16 protein-coding genes are annotated in these 16,860 nt (G+C 63.5%); 12 read left to right on the top strand and 4 right to left on the bottom strand.

Translation table 11 applies throughout. From position 1 onward, the window contains the following. Positions 1–201 precede the first annotated feature (201 nt). The 10 genes from AC5PZ0_RS25515 (at position 202) to AC5PZ0_RS25470 (ending at position 9,509) form a co-directional block, all read left to right on the top strand. On the top strand, positions 202–687 hold the full coding sequence (locus AC5PZ0_RS25515; protein WP_493855993.1) for a flavin reductase family protein: 486 nt from the start codon (positions 202–204) through the stop codon (positions 685–687). A 66-nt stretch (positions 688–753) separates the two neighbouring features. Then, a complete protein-coding gene (locus AC5PZ0_RS25510; protein ID WP_027595378.1) occupies positions 754–1,794 on the top strand; it encodes an LLM class flavin-dependent oxidoreductase in 1,041 nt (346 codons plus the stop codon). A 323-nt stretch (positions 1,795–2,117) separates the two neighbouring features. Further along, positions 2,118–2,714 (top strand): amino acid synthesis family protein, encoded by a 597-nt coding sequence (locus AC5PZ0_RS25505; RefSeq protein WP_003256068.1) that lies wholly within the window; start codon positions 2,118–2,120, stop codon positions 2,712–2,714. Positions 2,715–2,782: 68 nt separating this feature from the next. Next, positions 2,783–3,616 (top strand): alpha/beta fold hydrolase, encoded by an 834-nt coding sequence (locus AC5PZ0_RS25500; protein ID WP_493855992.1) that lies wholly within the window; start codon positions 2,783–2,785, stop codon positions 3,614–3,616. After that, positions 3,613–5,094, top strand: a complete 1,482-nt coding sequence (locus AC5PZ0_RS25495) for an aldehyde dehydrogenase (RefSeq protein WP_027595376.1) — start codon at positions 3,613–3,615, stop codon at positions 5,092–5,094. The genes AC5PZ0_RS25500 and AC5PZ0_RS25495 overlap by 4 nt, the downstream gene beginning before the upstream one ends. A 13-nt stretch (positions 5,095–5,107) precedes the next feature. Continuing rightward, positions 5,108–5,593, top strand: a complete 486-nt coding sequence (locus AC5PZ0_RS25490; protein ID WP_027595375.1) for a flavin reductase family protein — start codon at positions 5,108–5,110, stop codon at positions 5,591–5,593. 103 nt (positions 5,594–5,696) lie between these two features. Continuing rightward, positions 5,697–6,086: a carboxymuconolactone decarboxylase family protein gene (locus AC5PZ0_RS25485; protein ID WP_016499260.1), complete on the top strand. Its 390-nt coding sequence runs from the start codon at positions 5,697–5,699 to the stop codon at positions 6,084–6,086. Between the two features lie 89 nt (positions 6,087–6,175). Further along, positions 6,176–6,940 carry a GntR family transcriptional regulator gene (locus AC5PZ0_RS25480; protein ID WP_033697319.1) on the top strand — a complete coding sequence of 255 codons (765 nt, stop codon included), beginning with the start codon at positions 6,176–6,178 and terminating at the stop codon, positions 6,938–6,940. A 2-nt stretch (positions 6,941–6,942) separates the two neighbouring features. Then, complete coding sequence (locus AC5PZ0_RS25475; protein WP_027595373.1) at positions 6,943–7,506, top strand: NUDIX hydrolase; 564 nt, start codon at positions 6,943–6,945, stop codon at positions 7,504–7,506. A 206-nt stretch (positions 7,507–7,712) separates the two neighbouring features. Further along, positions 7,713–9,509, top strand: coding sequence for an ATP-binding protein (locus tag AC5PZ0_RS25470; RefSeq protein WP_493855991.1), 1,797 nt, complete (start codon positions 7,713–7,715; stop codon positions 9,507–9,509). 3 nt (positions 9,510–9,512) lie between these two features. Here AC5PZ0_RS25470 and AC5PZ0_RS25465 read toward each other — a convergent pair whose 3' ends face one another. The 3 genes from AC5PZ0_RS25465 to AC5PZ0_RS25455 all read right to left on the bottom strand — a co-directional run bounded on the left by AC5PZ0_RS25465 (position 9,513) and on the right by AC5PZ0_RS25455 (position 13,049). Next, positions 9,513–11,648, bottom strand: coding sequence for a response regulator (locus tag AC5PZ0_RS25465; RefSeq protein WP_493855990.1), 2,136 nt, complete (start codon positions 11,646–11,648; stop codon positions 9,513–9,515). Between the two features lie 87 nt (positions 11,649–11,735). Beyond that, the gene (locus AC5PZ0_RS25460; protein WP_027595370.1) at positions 11,736–12,368 is read right to left on the bottom strand and encodes a LysE family translocator; all 633 of its coding nucleotides are present in this window, start codon (positions 12,366–12,368) and stop codon (positions 11,736–11,738) included. A 66-nt stretch (positions 12,369–12,434) separates the two neighbouring features. Further along, positions 12,435–13,049 carry a LysE family translocator gene (locus tag AC5PZ0_RS25455; RefSeq protein WP_265969096.1) on the bottom strand — a complete coding sequence of 205 codons (615 nt, stop codon included), beginning with the start codon at positions 13,047–13,049 and terminating at the stop codon, positions 12,435–12,437. 111 nt (positions 13,050–13,160) lie between these two features. On the opposite strand from AC5PZ0_RS25455, the gene AC5PZ0_RS25450 reads away from it, so the two are divergent. Both AC5PZ0_RS25450 and AC5PZ0_RS25445 read left to right on the top strand, forming a co-directional pair. Further along, a complete protein-coding gene (locus AC5PZ0_RS25450; protein ID WP_099429055.1) occupies positions 13,161–13,613 on the top strand; it encodes an Lrp/AsnC family transcriptional regulator in 453 nt (150 codons plus the stop codon). A gap of 411 nt (positions 13,614–14,024) precedes the next feature. Continuing rightward, positions 14,025–15,437 (top strand): purine-cytosine permease family protein, encoded by a 1,413-nt coding sequence (locus tag AC5PZ0_RS25445; RefSeq protein ID WP_027595367.1) that lies wholly within the window; start codon positions 14,025–14,027, stop codon positions 15,435–15,437. A 121-nt stretch (positions 15,438–15,558) separates the two neighbouring features. Here the strand turns inward: AC5PZ0_RS25445 and AC5PZ0_RS25440 are convergent, their stop codons facing one another. Next, complete coding sequence (locus AC5PZ0_RS25440; RefSeq protein WP_099429053.1) at positions 15,559–16,860, bottom strand: ammonium transporter; 1,302 nt, start codon at positions 16,858–16,860, stop codon at positions 15,559–15,561.

Below are 16,860 nucleotides of genomic sequence, written 5' to 3'. Positions count from 1 at the left end.
AAAACCCTAACTGATCCGGTTCAGCAGCTGACGCTTGGGCATTGAAGTTCCGCCAAGCCCCCTATCCATGCGGCTTTGCGCCATTCATCGTGATTTTGCTACGAGGGAAAATTCCGCTTGCAAATCGAGTATTACGGTATACCATCAGACACATCAACGATAAAAACCGCGGACCACCGCAGCCCTTCTGAGGTACATGAGATGATCGACGCAACCGTCTACAAGAACGTCCTGGGCTCCTTCCCGTCCGGCGTTACCGTCATCACCACCCTGGACGACGACGGCTCGATCGTCGGCCTTACCGCCAGCGCCTTCTCCTCCCTGTCGATGGACCCGCCGCTGGTGCTGTTCTGCCCCAACTACAGCTCCGACTCCTACCCTGTGCTGATCAAGCAGAAGCGCTTCGCCATTCACCTGCTTTCTGGTGAACAGCAAGCCGAAGCCTATGCGTTCGCCAAAAAAGGCAAAGACAAAGCCACCGGCATCGAGTGGTCCCTGAGTGCGCTAGGTAACCCACTGCTGGCCAATGCCACCGCCATCATCGAATGCGAACTGTGGCGTGAATATGAAGGTGGCGACCATGCCATCATGGTCGGCAAGGTGCACAACCTGATCGTCCCCGAGCAAGCCCCGCAGCCGATGATCTACTGCCGCGGCAAGATGGCCCGCCTGCCCGCCTTCGCCTGAAGCACCTAGCCTTATTACTGACGCCTGGTGCGCCAGGCGAGACTTTCAAGCTCCGAGGAAAGCCCCATGAAATTTTCGTTGTTCGTACACATGGAACGTTGGGATGAACAGGTCAGCCACCGCCAGCTGTTCGAAGACCTGACCGAACTGACCCTGATGGCCGAGAACGGCGGTTTCAGCACCGTGTGGATCGGCGAACACCACGCTATGGAGTACACCATTTCGCCAAGCCCGATGCCGCTGCTGGCCTACCTCGCCGCGCGCACCGAGAAGATCCGCCTGGGCGCCGGCACCATCATCGCGCCGTTCTGGAACCCGATCCGCGTGGCAGGCGAATGCGCCCTGCTCGACGTGATCAGCAACGGCCGCATGGAAGTGGGCCTGGCGCGCGGCGCCTATCAGTTCGAATTCGACCGCATGGCCAATGGCATGCCTGCCACCGACGGCGGCAAGGCCCTGCGTGAAATGGTCCCGGTGGTGCGCAAACTGTGGGAAGGCGACTACGCCCACGACGGCGAGGTGTACAAGTTCCCCACCTCCACCAGCGTGCCGAAACCGTTCAACGCTACACCGCCGATGTGGATCGCCGCCCGCGACCCAGACTCGCACAACTTCGCCGTGGCCAACGGCTGCAACGTCATGGTCACCCCACTGATGAAGGGTGACGAAGAAGTGCTGGACCTGAAAAACAAGTTCCAGGCGGCCCTGGACAACAACCCGGATGTGCCACGTCCACAATTGATGGTGCTGCGCCACACCCACGTGCACAGCCCATCCGAGCCTGAAGGCTGGAAGGTTGGCGCCCAGGCCATCTCGCGCTTCTACCGCACTTTCGACGCCTGGTTCGGCAACAAGACTGTGCCGGTCAACGGCTTCCTGGAGCCGAGCCCGGAATCGAAGTTTGCCGAAGTGCCGGCGTTCCAGCTGGAAAACATCCGCAAGAACACCATGATCGGCACCCCCGAAGAAATCATCGCGCGCATCAAGTACTACCAAGAGCTCGGCGTCGACGAGTTCAGCTTCTGGTGCGACAACAGCCTGCCCCACGCCGAGAAGAAAAAGTCGCTCGAGCTGTTCATCAAGGAAGTGGTGCCGGCGTTCGCCTGAATTCCCTTTGCCTGAAGTAGTTGCGGGATCAGCCCGCTCCCGGGGGCCCTAGTGGCTCTTGCGAGCGGGCATTTTTTTGAGTTTCAGGCGGCCTCTTCGCGGGCAAGCCCGCTCCCACAGTTACCCCATAGCCCTCAATAACTGTGCAGTACCTGTGGGAGCGGGCTTGCCCGCGAAGGGGCCGGTACAGACGCCGCGCAAATCAAGGGATCAAGCAACCTTTCGTCCCCCAGGGAGAGATTTTTCCAGCCCCCTCTTGCACAACAAATATTATGGTATACCATCAGACAACAAGAGCTGATAACCCTCACCAGGAGCCACCCATGAGTTTCGAAATCCGCAAGATCGTCACCTACTCCGAAGAGACCCGCATCGAAGGCGGCAAGGCCACCGACAAACCGGTGACCATGGTCGGCCTGGCCGTGGTGATCAAGAACCCGTGGGCGGGTCGTGGGTTTGTAGAAGATCTGAAGCCGGAAATCCGTGCCAACTGCTCCGAGCTGGGCGCACTGATGGTCGAGCGCCTGACCGCCGCCATCGGCGGTGCCGACAAGATCGAAGCCTACGGTAAAGCCGCTGTGGTCGGCGCCGACGGCGAAATCGAACACGCCTCTGCCGTGATCCACACCCTGCGTTTCGGCAACCACTACCGCGAAGCGGTACAGGCCAAGAGCTACCTGAGCTTCACCAACAAGCGCGGCGGCCCAGGCACCTCGATCCAGATCCCGATGATGCAGAAGGACGACGAAGGCCTGCGTTCGCACTACATCACCCTTGAAATGCAGATCGAAGACGCCCCGCGTGCCGACGAAATCGTCGTGGTCCTGGGCGCTGCCGACGGCGGTCGTCTGCACCCGCGCATTGGCAACCGCTACATCGACCTGGAAGAACTGGCTGCCGAAAAAGCCAACGCTCAATAACAACAACCAAGACGGGCCGGGGCGTGGCGTGCTTACCCGCCGCGCCCGACCTTCAAGGAGCGCCCTCCATGATTCAGCCTGTCGCTGAACGTACACCGGCCGGGACCAGTTACCTGGACCAAGGCCAGGGCCAACCCGTGGTGCTGATCCACGGTGTGGGCCTGAACAAGGAAATGTGGGGCGGTCAGTTCGTTGGCCTGGCCAACGACTACCGCGTCATCGCTTACGACATGCTCGGCCACGGCCAGAGCGCGTTGCCAGCCGCCGACACCGGCCTGGAAGGCTACGCCGCCCAGCTCGTCGAACTGTTCGACCACCTGCAGATTCCCCAGGCCACCGTGATTGGCTTCTCCATGGGCGGCCTGGTGGCACGTGCCTTCGCCCTCAACTACCCGCACAGGCTCTCTGCGCTGGTGGTGCTCAACAGCGTGTTCAACCGCACCCCCGAGCAGAGTGCCGGCGTTATCGCCCGCGCCGCCCAGGCGGCGGAGCTCGGCCCCGACGCCAACGTCGACGCCGCCCTCGACCGCTGGTTCAGCCGTGAATACAAGGCTGCCAACCCGGCGCAGGTCGCCGCCATTCGCCAGGTGCTGGCGAGCAACGACCCGCAGGGCTACCACACTACTTATTCACTGTTCGCCACCCAGGACATGTACCGCGCCAGCGACCTGGGCAGCATTCAGGTGCCGACGCTGATCGCCACCGGCGAACTCGATTCGGGCTCCACCCCGGCCATGACCCGCCAGCTCGCCGCCAGCATCCCTGGGGCGCACAGTGTGGTCCTCGCCGAGCAACGGCATATGATGCCGGTGGAAGCACCGCGTGAAGTCAACAAGATGCTGTTGGACTTCCTCAAGCAAGCCCGCACCCTCACCGAATCCGCCAAGGGGATTGTTGCATGACCCTCGTACGTTTCCAGATGTGCATCGACGGCCAATGGCTCGATGCCCAGAGCGGCAAGACTTTCGACAGCCTCAACCCGGCCACCGCCCAAGCCTGGGCGCAACTGCCCGACGCCGACGAAGCCGATGTGGAGCTGGCCGTGCAGGCCGCCCAGCGTGCCTTCGAAAGCCCTGCCTGGCGCAGCATCACCGCCACGGCGCGCGGCAAACTGCTGCGCCGGCTGGGCGACCTGATCACCGAGAACAAAGAGCACCTGGCCCAGCTGGAAAGCCGTGATAACGGCAAGCTGATCCGCGAAACCCGCGGCCAGGTCGGTTACCTGCCCGAGTTCTTCCACTACACCGCAGGCCTGGCCGACAAGCTCGAAGGCGGCACCCTGCCGCTGGACAAGCCAGACCTGTTCGCCTACACCGTGCACGAGCCGATTGGCGTGGTCGCCGGGATCATCCCGTGGAACAGCCCGCTGTACCTGACGGCCATCAAGCTGGCCCCGGCCCTCGCCGCTGGCAACACCATCGTGCTCAAACCGTCCGAACACGCCTCGGCGACCATCCTCGAGCTGGCTCGCCTGGCCCTTGAAGCCGGCTTCCCGCCGGGTGTGGTCAACGTGGTCACCGGCTATGGCCCTAGCACCGGCGCGGCCCTGACTCGCCACCCGCTGGTACGCAAGATCGCCTTCACCGGCGGCGCCGCCACGGCCCGCCATGTGGTGCGCAGCAGCGCCGAGAACTTCGCCAAGCTGTCGCTGGAGCTGGGCGGCAAGTCGCCGAACATCATCTTCGCCGACGCCGACCTGGACAGCGCTATCAACGGCGCCGTGGCCGGCATTTATGCCGCCTCCGGGCAAAGTTGCGTGGCCGGTTCACGCCTGCTGGTACAGGACGAGATCTTCGACGAATTCGTCAGCCGCCTGGTCGAGCGCGCCAAGCGCATCCGCATCGGCAACCCACAGGACGACGCCAGCGAAATGGGCCCGATGGCCACCGCCCAGCAACTGGCCGTGGTCGAAGGCCTGGTCGCTGCGGCCAAGGCCGAAGGCGCCAAGCTGCACCTGGGGGGCAAGCGAGCCGAGGTCGAGGGTGACGGCTGGTTCTACGAACCCACCCTGTTCGAGTGCGACAGCAACTCGATGACCATCATGCAGGAAGAGGTGTTCGGCCCCGTTGCCGCGGTCATTCGCTTCAAGACCGAAGAAGAGGCCCTGGCCATTGCCAACGACTCGCAGTTCGGCCTGGCGGCCGGCATCTGGACCCGCGACCTGGGCCGCGCCCACCGCCTGGCCCGTGACGTACGCTCGGGCATCATCTGGGTCAACACCTACCGCGCGGTGTCGGCCATGGCGCCGATCGGTGGCTTCAAGAACAGCGGCTACGGCCGTGAGAGCGGCATCGATTCGGTGCTGGCCTATACCGAGCTGAAGACCGTGTGGATCAACCTGTCCACCGCGCCGATGCCCGACCCGTTTGTGATGCGTTAAGAGGTAGCACGAGATGATCGAACCAGGCATCTACAAAGACGTGATGGGCTCCTTCCCGTCCGGCGTTACGGTGGTCACCACCCTGGACGCCGACGGCGGCATCGTCGGTATCACCGCCAGCGCGTTCAGCGCGCTGTCGATCGAGCCGGCACTGGTGCTGTTCTGCCCCAACTACGCCTCCGACACGTACCCGATCCTGCGTGACAGCAAGCAGTTCGCCATTCACCTGCTGTCTGCCGAGCAAACCGCCGAGGCGTATGCCTTTGCCGGCAAGGGCAAGGAAAAGGCCAAGGGTATCGATTGGCACCTGAGCGAGCTGGGCAACCCGTTGCTGGCCAAGGCCACGGCGATCATCGAGTGCGAACTGTGGCGCGAGTATGACGGCGGTGACCACGCGATCATCGTCGGCGCGGTGAAAAACCTGGTGTTGCCGGCAGATCCGGTCACCCCGATGGTCTACCACAAAGGCAAGCTGGGCGCCCTGCCCCCGCTGGGCTGATACCCTTGGGGCTGCAGGGCAGCCCTGTTCCACCCATTTTTTAGGGGCCGCGCGACCCTCTCACCCTTGGTTGCGGCCCCTGTTTTGATTCGGAGCCAGACACATGAGCAACGAAAAGTACGAGAAAGGCCTGCAGATCCGCACCCAAGTGCTGGGCGAGGACTACGTCAACCGCTCGATCCAGAACGCCGACGAATTCACCAAGCCCTTGCAAGAGCTGGTCACCGAGTATTGCTGGGGCCATGTCTGGGGCCGCGAAGGCTTGTCGCTCAAAGAGCGCAGCATGATAAACTTGGCCATGATTTCCGCGCTCAACCGGCCCCACGAACTCAAGCTGCACATCCGCGGCGCATTGCGTAATGGCCTGAGCCGAGAACAGATTCGCGAGATCCTGCTCCAAGTCGGCATTTATTGCGGCGTACCCGCGGCGGTGGACAGTTTCCGCCTGGCCCGCGAAGCGTTCGCCGAAGCCGATGCGGAGTCAACCCGTTAACAACGGGCTGTTCGAACCACCGTAAGGAGCAGCGCCCGGTTCGGCGTGCTCCGCGGGTTGGCGCAACAGCCTCATAAAGAGCGCACCTGATGAAACGCCAGCCACTCGACGACAGCTTCAAGGTCAACCGCAACCCCGTTACCCTGCGCGAAATCGTGCTCGACAAGCTGCGCGCCGCGATCATGAACTTCCACTTGCTGCCAGGTGACCGCCTGGTGGAGCGCGACCTTTGCGACCGCCTCGGGGTCAGCCGCACCTCTGTACGTGAAGCCCTGCGCCACCTCGAATCCGAAGGCCTGGTCGAGTTCGCCGACGCCAAAGGCCCGCGCGTGGCCATCATTACCCTGGAAGATGCCCGCGATATCTACGAGCTGCGCTGCGTGCTCGAAGGCTTGATCGTCCAGCTGTTCACCCTCAATGCCAAGGCCAAGGACATTCGCGCCCTGGAGCGCGCGCTGGAGGTCAACCGCGAAGCCCTGGAAGAAGGCGAGCTGCAACAGGTGCTCGACTCCGTGCAAGGCTTCTACGATGTGCTGCTGGAAGGCTCCGGCAACCAGGTTGCCGCCCAACAGCTGCGCCAATTGCAGGCCCGCATCAGCTACCTGCGCGCCACCTCGGTATCGCAAGAAAACCGCCGCGGTGCCAGCAACCGGGAGATGGAAAAGATCGTCGAGGCGATCAAGGGCGGTGACCCACTGGTCGCCCACCAAGCCTCGGTCGATCACGTCCGCGCCGCCGCCAAGGTGGCCCTGGACTACCTGCGCCAGAAGCAGGATGACAACACCAAGGTGCGCGACATGGTCGAGCCCCTGGCCCTCAAAGAGCCACGTATAGAACCCCGCATAGGCCGCTGACCATGCCCAACGCCCCGCGCTACTGCCCGCACTGCACCACGGAACTGGCCCGGGGCGTTCCCACAGGCGACACCCACGAACGCCTGCATTGCACCGGCTGCGGCTACATCCACTACATCAACCCGAAAATCATTGCCGGCTGCATCATCGAGCGCGATGGCAAGTATTTGCTGTGCCAGCGGGCCATTCCACCCCGCCCTGGCACCTGGACCTTGCCCGCCGGGTTCATGGAAGCGGGCGAGACCACCGAGCAGGCGGCGTTGCGCGAGGTGTGGGAAGAAAGCGGCGTGCACGCCGAAATCGTCTCGCCCTACTCGATTTTCAGCGTGGCCAAGATCAGCGAGGTGTACATCATCTTCCGCGCCATCGCCACGCAGGAGACCGGCCAGTTCGGCCCAGAGACACTGGCCTACAAGTTCTTCGAGCCGGACGAAATCCCCTGGGACGAGATCTACTACCCGGCCATCCGGCAGATTCTCGAGCGTTATATCCTGGAGCGCCAGGCCGGGGTGTACGGCATCTACATGGGCAATGACGATACCGGCAAGGTGCATTTCATTCGCTGAGCCAGCGCGATTCGGTAGGAGCAGCCTTGTGCTGCGAAGAGGCCGGGGATAACAGCGGAGATCTTCGCTGCTGTCACTGGCCTCTTCGCAGCACAAGGCTGCTCCTACACGCGAAGAGGCCCGCACAGACGACATAAAGCCCTCGCCAATTCGCTATTCTCGGTGCACCCTTATCCTCCCAGGCAAAAAGGACCGGCAGAGCGCATATGGCGAAATGGCTAGACGGCGGCGGGCTGATGGCCGAGCGCATCCGCCAGCACGATTGGACCCACAGCCCACTGGGCCCGCTCGAGGCCTGGCCGAGCGCGCTCAAGACCTCGGCGGCCTTGTGCCTGGCCTCGCGCTTCCCACAGGCCGTGTTATGGGGCAGCGAGCTGATCACCCTGTACAACGACGCCTTCACACAAATCCTCGGCAGCAAGCCCCTCGCCCTGGGCCGGCCGTTCAGTGAAGTGTGGCAGGAGGCCTGGGGCGAAATCAGCGCCATGGCCGAACGCGCCATGGCCGGTGAGGCGGTCTACATCGAAGACTTTCCCTTGGTCATCGACCGCAACTGTGCCCCCGAACGCGCCTACTTCACCTTCTGCTACAGCCCGATCCGCGGCGAAGACGGCACGGTACTGGGCATGCTAGACACTGTGACCGAAACCACCACCAGCGTGGTCAACAGCCAGCGCCTGAGCTTTCTCGACGGCCTGGGCCGCGAAGTGGCCAATGCCACCGACCCCGAGCGGATCATGGCGATCACCACCCGCATGCTGGTGGAACACCTGCAACTGTCGAGTTGCGCCTATGCGGTGATGGATCCCGACCAGGACGGCTTCAACATCTGCGGCGACAGCGTCGCCCCCGGCTCACCGCGGCTGATCGGCCAATACCGCCTGGCCGACTTCGGTCGCCTGGCAGTCAGCCGACTGCGCGCAGGCGAACCGCTGGTGATCAATGACAACCTCAGCGAACTGGCCGCCGATGAAGCCGCGACGTTCCAGGCCATCGGCATCACCGCGACCATCTGCATGCCGCTGATCAAGGACGGTCGCCTGACCGCCCTGATGGCTATTCACGACAAGGCGCCCCGGGTATGGACGGGCTATGAACTGCGCCTGATCCGCGAAGTCACCGAACGCTGCTGGTCGCATATCCAACGGGTGCAGGCCCACGCCGAAGTGCGTGAAGCCCTGGCCGCGCTGGAGGCGCTCAACGCCTCCCTGGAGCACCGCGTCGAAGAGCGCACCACCCAGCTGCTGCACACCGAAGCCGTGCTGCGCCAGGCACAGAAGCTCGAGGCCATCGGCCAGTTGACTGGCGGTGTGGCACACGACTTCAACAACCTGCTGACCATCATCCGCTCGTCATTGCACTTCTTGCAGCGTCCCAACCTGGACGAAGCACGCCGCGAGCGCTACCTCAAAACCATTGCCGACACCGTCGAACGCGGCGCCAAGTTGACCGGCCAACTGCTCGCTTTCGCCCGTCGGCAGGCCTTGAGCCCACAAGTGATCGAGGCCGGGCCGCGGCTGCAGGCCATGGCCGATATGCTCGATACCGCTACCGGTGCACGGGTTCAGGTGGAAATCGAACTGCCAGAGGCGCCCTGCCTTATCCGCGCCGACCTCAGCCAACTCGAAACCGCGATCATCAACTTGATGCTCAACGGCCGCGACGCCATGGCCGGGGAAGGCACCTTGCGCCTGCGCCTTCAGGCCAACCAACGCCTGCCCGGCCTGCGTGGGCAGGCCGCGCAAGCCGGGCCCTTTGCAGCCATCTCGGTAGTGGACAGCGGTGTCGGCATCGCCACCGAGCTGCTCGATCGCATCTTCGACCCCTTCTTCACCACCAAAGCGCCCGGTGAAGGCACCGGGCTTGGCCTTTCCCAGGTGTTCGGCTTTGCCAAGCAGTCCGAAGGCGACGTGGAGGTAATCAGCGTCGAAGGCCAGGGCACGACGTTTACCCTGTACCTGCCGCAACAAGCGCCCTCTGCCGGCCCTGAGGCTTCTGAATAGCGGCTACCGTTGCGCGGCCAGTAACCGCGCCACACTCTGTGCCAGCTCGGCACGCCGGTACGGCTTGCGCAGCACTTCGAAGCCTTTGAGTTCGCGCGGTGTCAGGTTGGCATAGCCGGTAATGATCAACACCGGCAGTTCGGCCTGGCGCTGGCGCATCTGCTGGGCGAAGCGCACGCCGGTCATCTCGGCCATCACATGGTCGGTCACCAGCACATCCGGCACTAGCCCCCGCTCTACCAGCTGCAAGGCCGCCGCCGCACTGTCGGCCTCGATCACTTCGTAGCCGAGGTCGCGCAGTTGCAGCGCTGTGGCATGGCGTACGATCGCTTCGTCATCGACCAACAGCACATGGTTCTTCCGGCCAGCCAATGGCGCTTCGGCTGTATCGCTGTCGCGGCAGCTTGCCGCCACATCGCTGGTCGGCAGCCACAAAGTCGCCTCGGTGCCCTCACCTGGCCACGAACGAAGGGTAAAACCGCCGCCCGACTGCACGGCCAAGCCCTGCACCATCGGCAGGCCTAGGCCGGTGCCTTTGCCCACCGCCTTGGTCGAGTAGAAGGGCTCGAAGCAGCGGCGCAGTTGTTCAGCGTCCATCCCACAGCCACTGTCGCGCACCTGTAGCCAGGCCAGCCGCGCAGCGGCCACACCATCCGGCCTCGGCGGGCCGTTTGCATCGATACCGGCGACGATACTCAACTCGCCGCCGTCAGCCATCGCGTCACGGCCATTGACCACCAGGTTGAGCAAGGCCAGCTCCAGTTGATGAGGGTCGGCCACCACGGCCGGTAGCGCCGGGTCGACCTGCACGTGCACGGTAATGGTCGGCCCCAGCGAACGGGCGATCAGCTCACGCATGTCTTCCACCAGCGCCGCCAGAGATACGGCTTGGGGTTTGAGGGTTTGCCGGCGGGCGAAACTGAGCAGCCGACCGACCAGGTTGCGCGCCCGCTCGGCAGCCTGCAGGCCGCCGTCGATCAGCCTGGGGGCACGCTCGGACTGTGGGTTGCGGCGCATCAATTCGAACGAGGCAATGATCGGCGTGAGCATGTTGTTGAGGTCATGGGCAATGCCGCCGGTCAATTGCCCGATCATTTCCAGCTTGTGGGCTTCGTGCAGCTGCAGCATCGCGGATTCGCGCTGAGCCAGGGCCGACGCCACGCGCTCCTCCAGGCTTTCGTTGAGCAGGTGCAGCGCGCGCTCGGCCCTGGCATGGGTAATCGCCGCCCACGCTTGCTTGGCGCTCTCTTCCACCAGCTGGCATTCGTCTTCAGGGCACGGGTGCGGGATATGGAAATGCACACTCAGGGTGGTCTCCAGCCGGCCAGCGCGCAGGACCGGCACATGCAGGCTGTGAGGCTGCTGCACCACCTGCCCCGCTGCCAGTTGCTCGCGCAACGAAGCACCGAAGCTCGCGTAGGCATGCTGGCCGACGAACGAGGGCAAGCCCTCGGACCAATCATGTGCTACCTGGAAGTTGCTGCCGTCGCCTTGGTCTTCACCAAAATAGACCCGTGCCGCGCCGAGTCGCCGTGCCAGCCGACTTACCGCGAACGCTTCGATCCGCTCTGCATCACCCAGCGCGGGTAAAGCACGGCCCAGCTCCAGCAAAAAGGCCTGGCGCTGCTGGAAGCGTACGCGCTCGGTAGTCTCGGTCACCAGGCACAGCACGCCGCCAACGCTGCCGTCAGCCTCGCGCACGGCGGAATAGGACACATCGAAATAGGCCGTTTCACCCACGCCGTGGCGCTCGATGTAGAAAGGGCGATCCTTGGCCGAGAAGGTCTGGCCGCTCTCGCGCACACCGCGCAGCAACGGCTCCAGGTCGTCCCACAGCTCGCTCCAGTTTTCCTGGGCCGGCCGCCCCAATGCCTGGGGGTGCTTGGTGCCAATGCTCGGTGCATAGGCATCGTTGTACAGCGCCACGTAGGCCGGCCCCCAGAACAGCACGCACTGCGCTTGCGCCGGCAGCAGCGTGCCCATGACCGTCTGCAGGTGCGGCGACCAGGTGTGGGGTGGGCCCACCGGCGAGCCGCGCCAGTCCATCGACTGGAGCAGGCTGCCGACGCTACCGCCGTTGAGCAGAAAGCCCAACGGTGGGTTGCCCGCGTCGGTGGGGGGTTGTTGAAGCGATCTCATGTCAGGGAAGTCCCGGGCACATTGCCATCCATCTGATGGATAGGAGGCCTGCAAGTACCCGTTCGTTCCCTTGCTTTCAGACGTTTTTCAACGGCGCCCTTCAGCCAGCATGCGCAAGGCCAACCCGGCCAGCACAGTGCCCATCAACCAGCGCTGAACGCGCTGCCACAGGGGCCGCCCGCCTAAGAACACGGCGATGGAGCCGGCCATCACCGCGATCAAGGCATTGACCGAAACGCTGATGGCGATTTGCGTAGACCCGAGCACCAGCGACTGCACCAACACGCTGCCGTGACCGGGCTCGATGAACTGCGGCATCAACGACAGGTACATGACGGCGATCTTGGGGTTCAGCAGGCTGGTGGCAAAGCCCATGGTGAACAGCCGCCGCGGGCTGTCCGCTGGCAGGTCGCGGACCTGGAATGGCGAGTTGCCGCCAGGCCGAAGCGCCTGCCAGGCCAGGTACAACAGGTACAGTGCGCCACCGATGCGCAGCACGTCGTAGGCAAAAGGCACCGCCATGACCAGCGCGCTGATGCCCAGTGCAGCGCAGAGCATATAGATGACGAAGCCCAAGGCCACACCACCGAGGGAAATCAACCCCGCATTTCGGCCCTGGCAGATCGACCGGGAAATCAGGTAGATCATGTTCGGGCCGGGCGTCAGCACCATGCCCAGGCAGATCAATGCGAAAGTCAGCAGTTGGGCGGTGTCGGGCATGGGGCACATCCTGGTTGTGCGAAAAGTAGCGGCGAGTGTATCCGAGCGGCGTCAGCGCCGGTAGCGTCAGCCCAACTGCCCGGCAATCAGCCCCAAGGCCACGGCGATCATCGCCACGCCCGACACCCGCCCGACCATCTTCGCCGCCCCTGGCCGAGTGCTCAAGACGGCCTTGGCGCCGTACCCCACCAGCGAATAGATCACCAGCGAGCTGCACAGGTGCACCAGCCCCAGCAGCAGGATCTGCACCGGCACCGGCCAGCTTGACTGCGGGTCGGTGAATTGCGGCAGCAAGGCCAGGAACAGCAGAAACACCTTGGGGTTGAGCCCACTCACGCAAAAGCCTTTGAAGGCCCAGCGTGAACCGCTATCGCCAACACCGCCCTGCCCGGCTTCCGGCACCGCCGGGCTGAGCAGCAGGTTGCCGCCCAGCCACAGCAGGTAGGTACAACCCGCCAAGGTCAGCAACATCAACGCCAACGGGTGCCCCGCCAACAGGCTGCCCACGCCGGCTGCCACCACCAGCGTCGCAAGGAAGTGCCCCGACAACATGCCCGCCACCGCAGGCATCACCCAGCGGCCACGCATACCCGCCGAGATGGCGTAGGCCCAGTCGGCTCCAGGGGTAATCACGAACAGCAACGACACGGCCCAGAACGCCGTCAGCACACTGATTGCCACTTGAATCTTCCTTATGTCTTGGCTTGGTATGCAGAAAGATTACGGATTCCTTCGGGGCATTTTCTTTCGTATATTCCCCGTCATCGCACATATGCTGGAAGATTCTTCTCCATGGACAGAACTGATCGAAAAATCCTTGCCGAGCTGCAAAAAGATGGTCGCTTGTCGGTGACCGAGTTGGCGGATCGCGTGGGCCTGAGCCTGTCGCCCTGCCATCGCCGGCTGAAGGCGCTGGAGGAATCGGGCGCCATCCTCGGCTACCACGCGCGCCTGGCGCCGACCGCACTGGGGCTGAACTTCGCCGCGCTGGTGTTCGTCACCCTGCGCGAGGTGACGCGCCAGCCGGTGGCTGACTTCGAGGCAGCGTTGGCCGAAATCCCCCAGATCGTCGAGGCGCAGCGGCTGTTCGGCGACCCGGACTACCTGCTGCACGTGGTGGCCAAGGACCTGCCGGCGTTTCAGAAGCTGTATGACGAACACCTGACCAGCATTCCCAACGTGAAGCGGTTGAGTTCGACGTTGGTGATGAAGGAAGTGATCCAGGACCGGCTGTTGCCCATGTAGCTGTGCAGGCCTGCTCTGGCCTCTTCGCGGGCAAGCCCGCTCCCACAGGAACCCACCGATCTTGAGCACGTGGTCCTCCTGTGGGAGCGGGCTTGCCCGCGAAAGGGCCGGCACAGGCGGACTATTATCTGCACTGAAAACGCGCACCCCGCACCAGCCCGGTTCCCGGCCCATTCACCCGGAGGGCGCCAACCCCCCAGGCCCAGGCCTTCCAGCCGTATGGCCCGCTCCTTGCTACCACTCGTCCCTTAACCTTTTGTCAGCCTTAGGTTTTTTAAGGTTTATGGGCACATATTTACTAATTTCTCGTTATCCCCGCACCCCCCATCATCCCTCCAACAAGAACGCGTCGCCCTTCGCCGGCACGCACCCGGGCAGTACCCCATGCCCTACCTTGCCTTGGAGTCAGTCATGACCAGTGCAGCCAACTCGGCACCCCTCATAGAAAAACACACGATCGGCTATGTGCCCCCGCAAGACCGCCATGGAAAGGTAAGGGATCTGTTCACACTGTGGTTCGGGGGCAATATCGCGCCCCTGCCCATCGTCACCGGCGCGCTGGGCGTGCAGCTGTTTCACCTGAACCTGGTGTGGGGCATCGTCGCCATCCTGGTCGGCCACCTGGTCGGCGGAGTGCTGATGGCGCTGCACTCGGCCCAAGGCCCCCAGATGGGGATCCCGCAGATGATCCAGAGCCGCGCCCAGTTCGGCACGCTTGGCGCGCTGCTGGTGGTGGTGATCGCCGGGGTCATGTACATCGGGTTCTTCGCCTCCAACATCGTCCTCGCGGGCAAATCGCTGCATGGCGTGGTCGAAGCCGTGCCGGTACCGGTGGGTATCGTCATTGGCGCACTGGGGTCGGGCATCATCGGCATCATCGGTTACCGCTTCATCCATGTGCTCAACCGCATCGGCACCTGGGTGCTGGGCATCGGTATCGTGGTCGGCTTCGGCTATATCTTCACCCACGTGCAAAGTGACGACTTCCTCACCCGCGGTGGTTTCAACCTGGCCGGCTGGCTGGCCACGGTGTCGCTGGCAGCGTTGTGGCAGATCGCCTTTGCCCCGTATGTGTCGGACTATTCGCGCTACCTGCCGGCCGACGTCAAGGTCAGTTCGACCTTCTGGACCACTTACCTGGGCTCTGTGCTGGGCTCGAGCCTGTCGTTCATCTTCGGCGCGGTCGCGGTGCTGGCAATTCCGGCCGGCATGGACACCATGGACGCGGTGAAACTCGCCACCGGCACCCTGGGCCCGATCATGCTGGTGCTGTTCCTGCTCAGCGTGATCAGCCACAACGCCCTCAACCTGTATGGCGCGGTGCTGTCGATCATTACCCTGATCCAGACCTTCGCCTACCGCTGGATCCCCACCGCCAAAAGCCGTGCGGTGCTGTCGCTGATCGTGCTGGCGGCTTGCAGTGTGGTGGCCGTGTGCGCATCGAAGGACTTCATCGGCCACTTCGTCGACATGGTGCTGGTGCTGCTGGTGGTGCTGGTGCCGTGGACGGCGATCAACCTGATCGACTTCTATGCCATCCACAAGGGTGACTACGACATCCAGTCGATCTTCAAGGTCGATGGCGGTATCTACGGGCGTTACAACCCGCAGGCGCTGGTGGCTTACGCCGTGGGCATCGTGGTGCAGATCCCGTTCATGAACACGCCGCTGTATGTCGGGCCGGTTTCCGAGCACATCAACGGGGCAGACCTGTCGTGGCTGGTGGGGCTGGCGATTACCTCGCCGTTGTACTGGTGGCTGGCTAGCCGTGACAGTGCCTATCGTCGCCGGCAAGTGAGTGCCAAGCTGGCCATGGGGCACTGATTCATCCTGTACTGGCCTCTTCGCGGGCAAGCCCGCTCCCACAGGGGACCACAGATTCGGGCAATGTGGTACTGCTGTGTGCGGGCTTGCCCGCGAAGAGGCCGGTACAGACACCTTGTAGTCAGAGGTTATAAGCCCGCTCATTGTGCTCCGCCAGGTCCAGCCCCTGCTCTTCCTCCTCCCGGCTGGCCCGCAGCCCGACAGTCAGCTTGATGGCGCCCAGAATCGCCCAGCTCACCACAAAGCAATAAACAAAAGTAAAGGCCACGCCTTTCAGTTGCACCAGTGCTTGCCCAAGGGGCGTAATGCCTTCCACATAGCCGCCCAACGACGGCGCGGCAAACACCCCGGTCAATAGCGCGCCAACCATCCCGCCCACGCCATGCAGGCCGAACACGTCGAGGCTGTCGTCATACCCCAATGCCTGCTTCAGCCGGGTCACCGCGAAGAAGCAGATAGCCCCCGTCAGCAAGCCGATCACCAGCGCCCCCAACGGCCCGACAAAGGCGCACGCCGGCGTGATGCCAACCAACCCGGCCAACGCACCTGAGGCCGCCCCCAGTGCAGTGGGCCGCCCATGCATGAGCTTTTCGGTAATCAGCCAACCGACAATCCCTGCGCAGGCAGCCACCATGGTCGCCAGCATCACCACCCCTGCCCCTTCGTTGGCCGCAAGCCCCGAGCCCACGTTGAACCCAAACCAGCCCACCCACAGCAAACCGGCACCTACCAGGGTGAAGCCGAGGTTGTGCGGCGGCATGGCCAGCTGTGGGTAGCCCTTGCGCTTGCCTAGCATCAACGCTGCAGCCAGCGCCGCCACACCGGAGTTGATGTGCACTGCGGTGCCGCCGGCAAAGTCCAGCACGCCCCAGTTGACCATCAATGCCCCTGGCCCGCCCCAGACCATATGGGCAATCGGTGCGTACACCAGGACGAACCAGGCGCCCATGAACAACAACGAGGCACTGAATTTCATGCGTTCGGCAAAGCCGCCGGCAATCAGCGCAGGCGTGATGATCGCGAAGGTCAGCTGAAATACCGCGAAGACACCTTCCGGGATGGTCCCTACCAGGCTGTCATGGCCGATGTTCAGCATCAGCGCCTTGTCCAGGCCGCCAATAAAACTGTTGAAGGTCAGTTGGCCTTCAACCATACCGCGGGTATCCACCACCAGGCTGTAGCCGAACAGCACCCAGAGGATGCCGATGAGCCCGGCCACGGCGAACAGCTGGGTGAACACCGAGAGAAAGTTCTTGGCCCGCACCATGCCACCGTAGAACAGCGCGAGGCCCGGGATGCACATCATCAGCACGAACATCGCCGCGCAGATCATCCAGGCGGTGTTGCCGGTGTCCAGGGTGGGCTCGGCGGCGTGGGCCAACGGCGTCAATGCCAACAGCACAACAGCAAGGGCAAGCTTCAT

Source organism: Pseudomonas sp. 5.2 (genome assembly GCF_059025405.1).
This window is presented reverse-complemented; position numbering and strand designations above follow the sequence as displayed.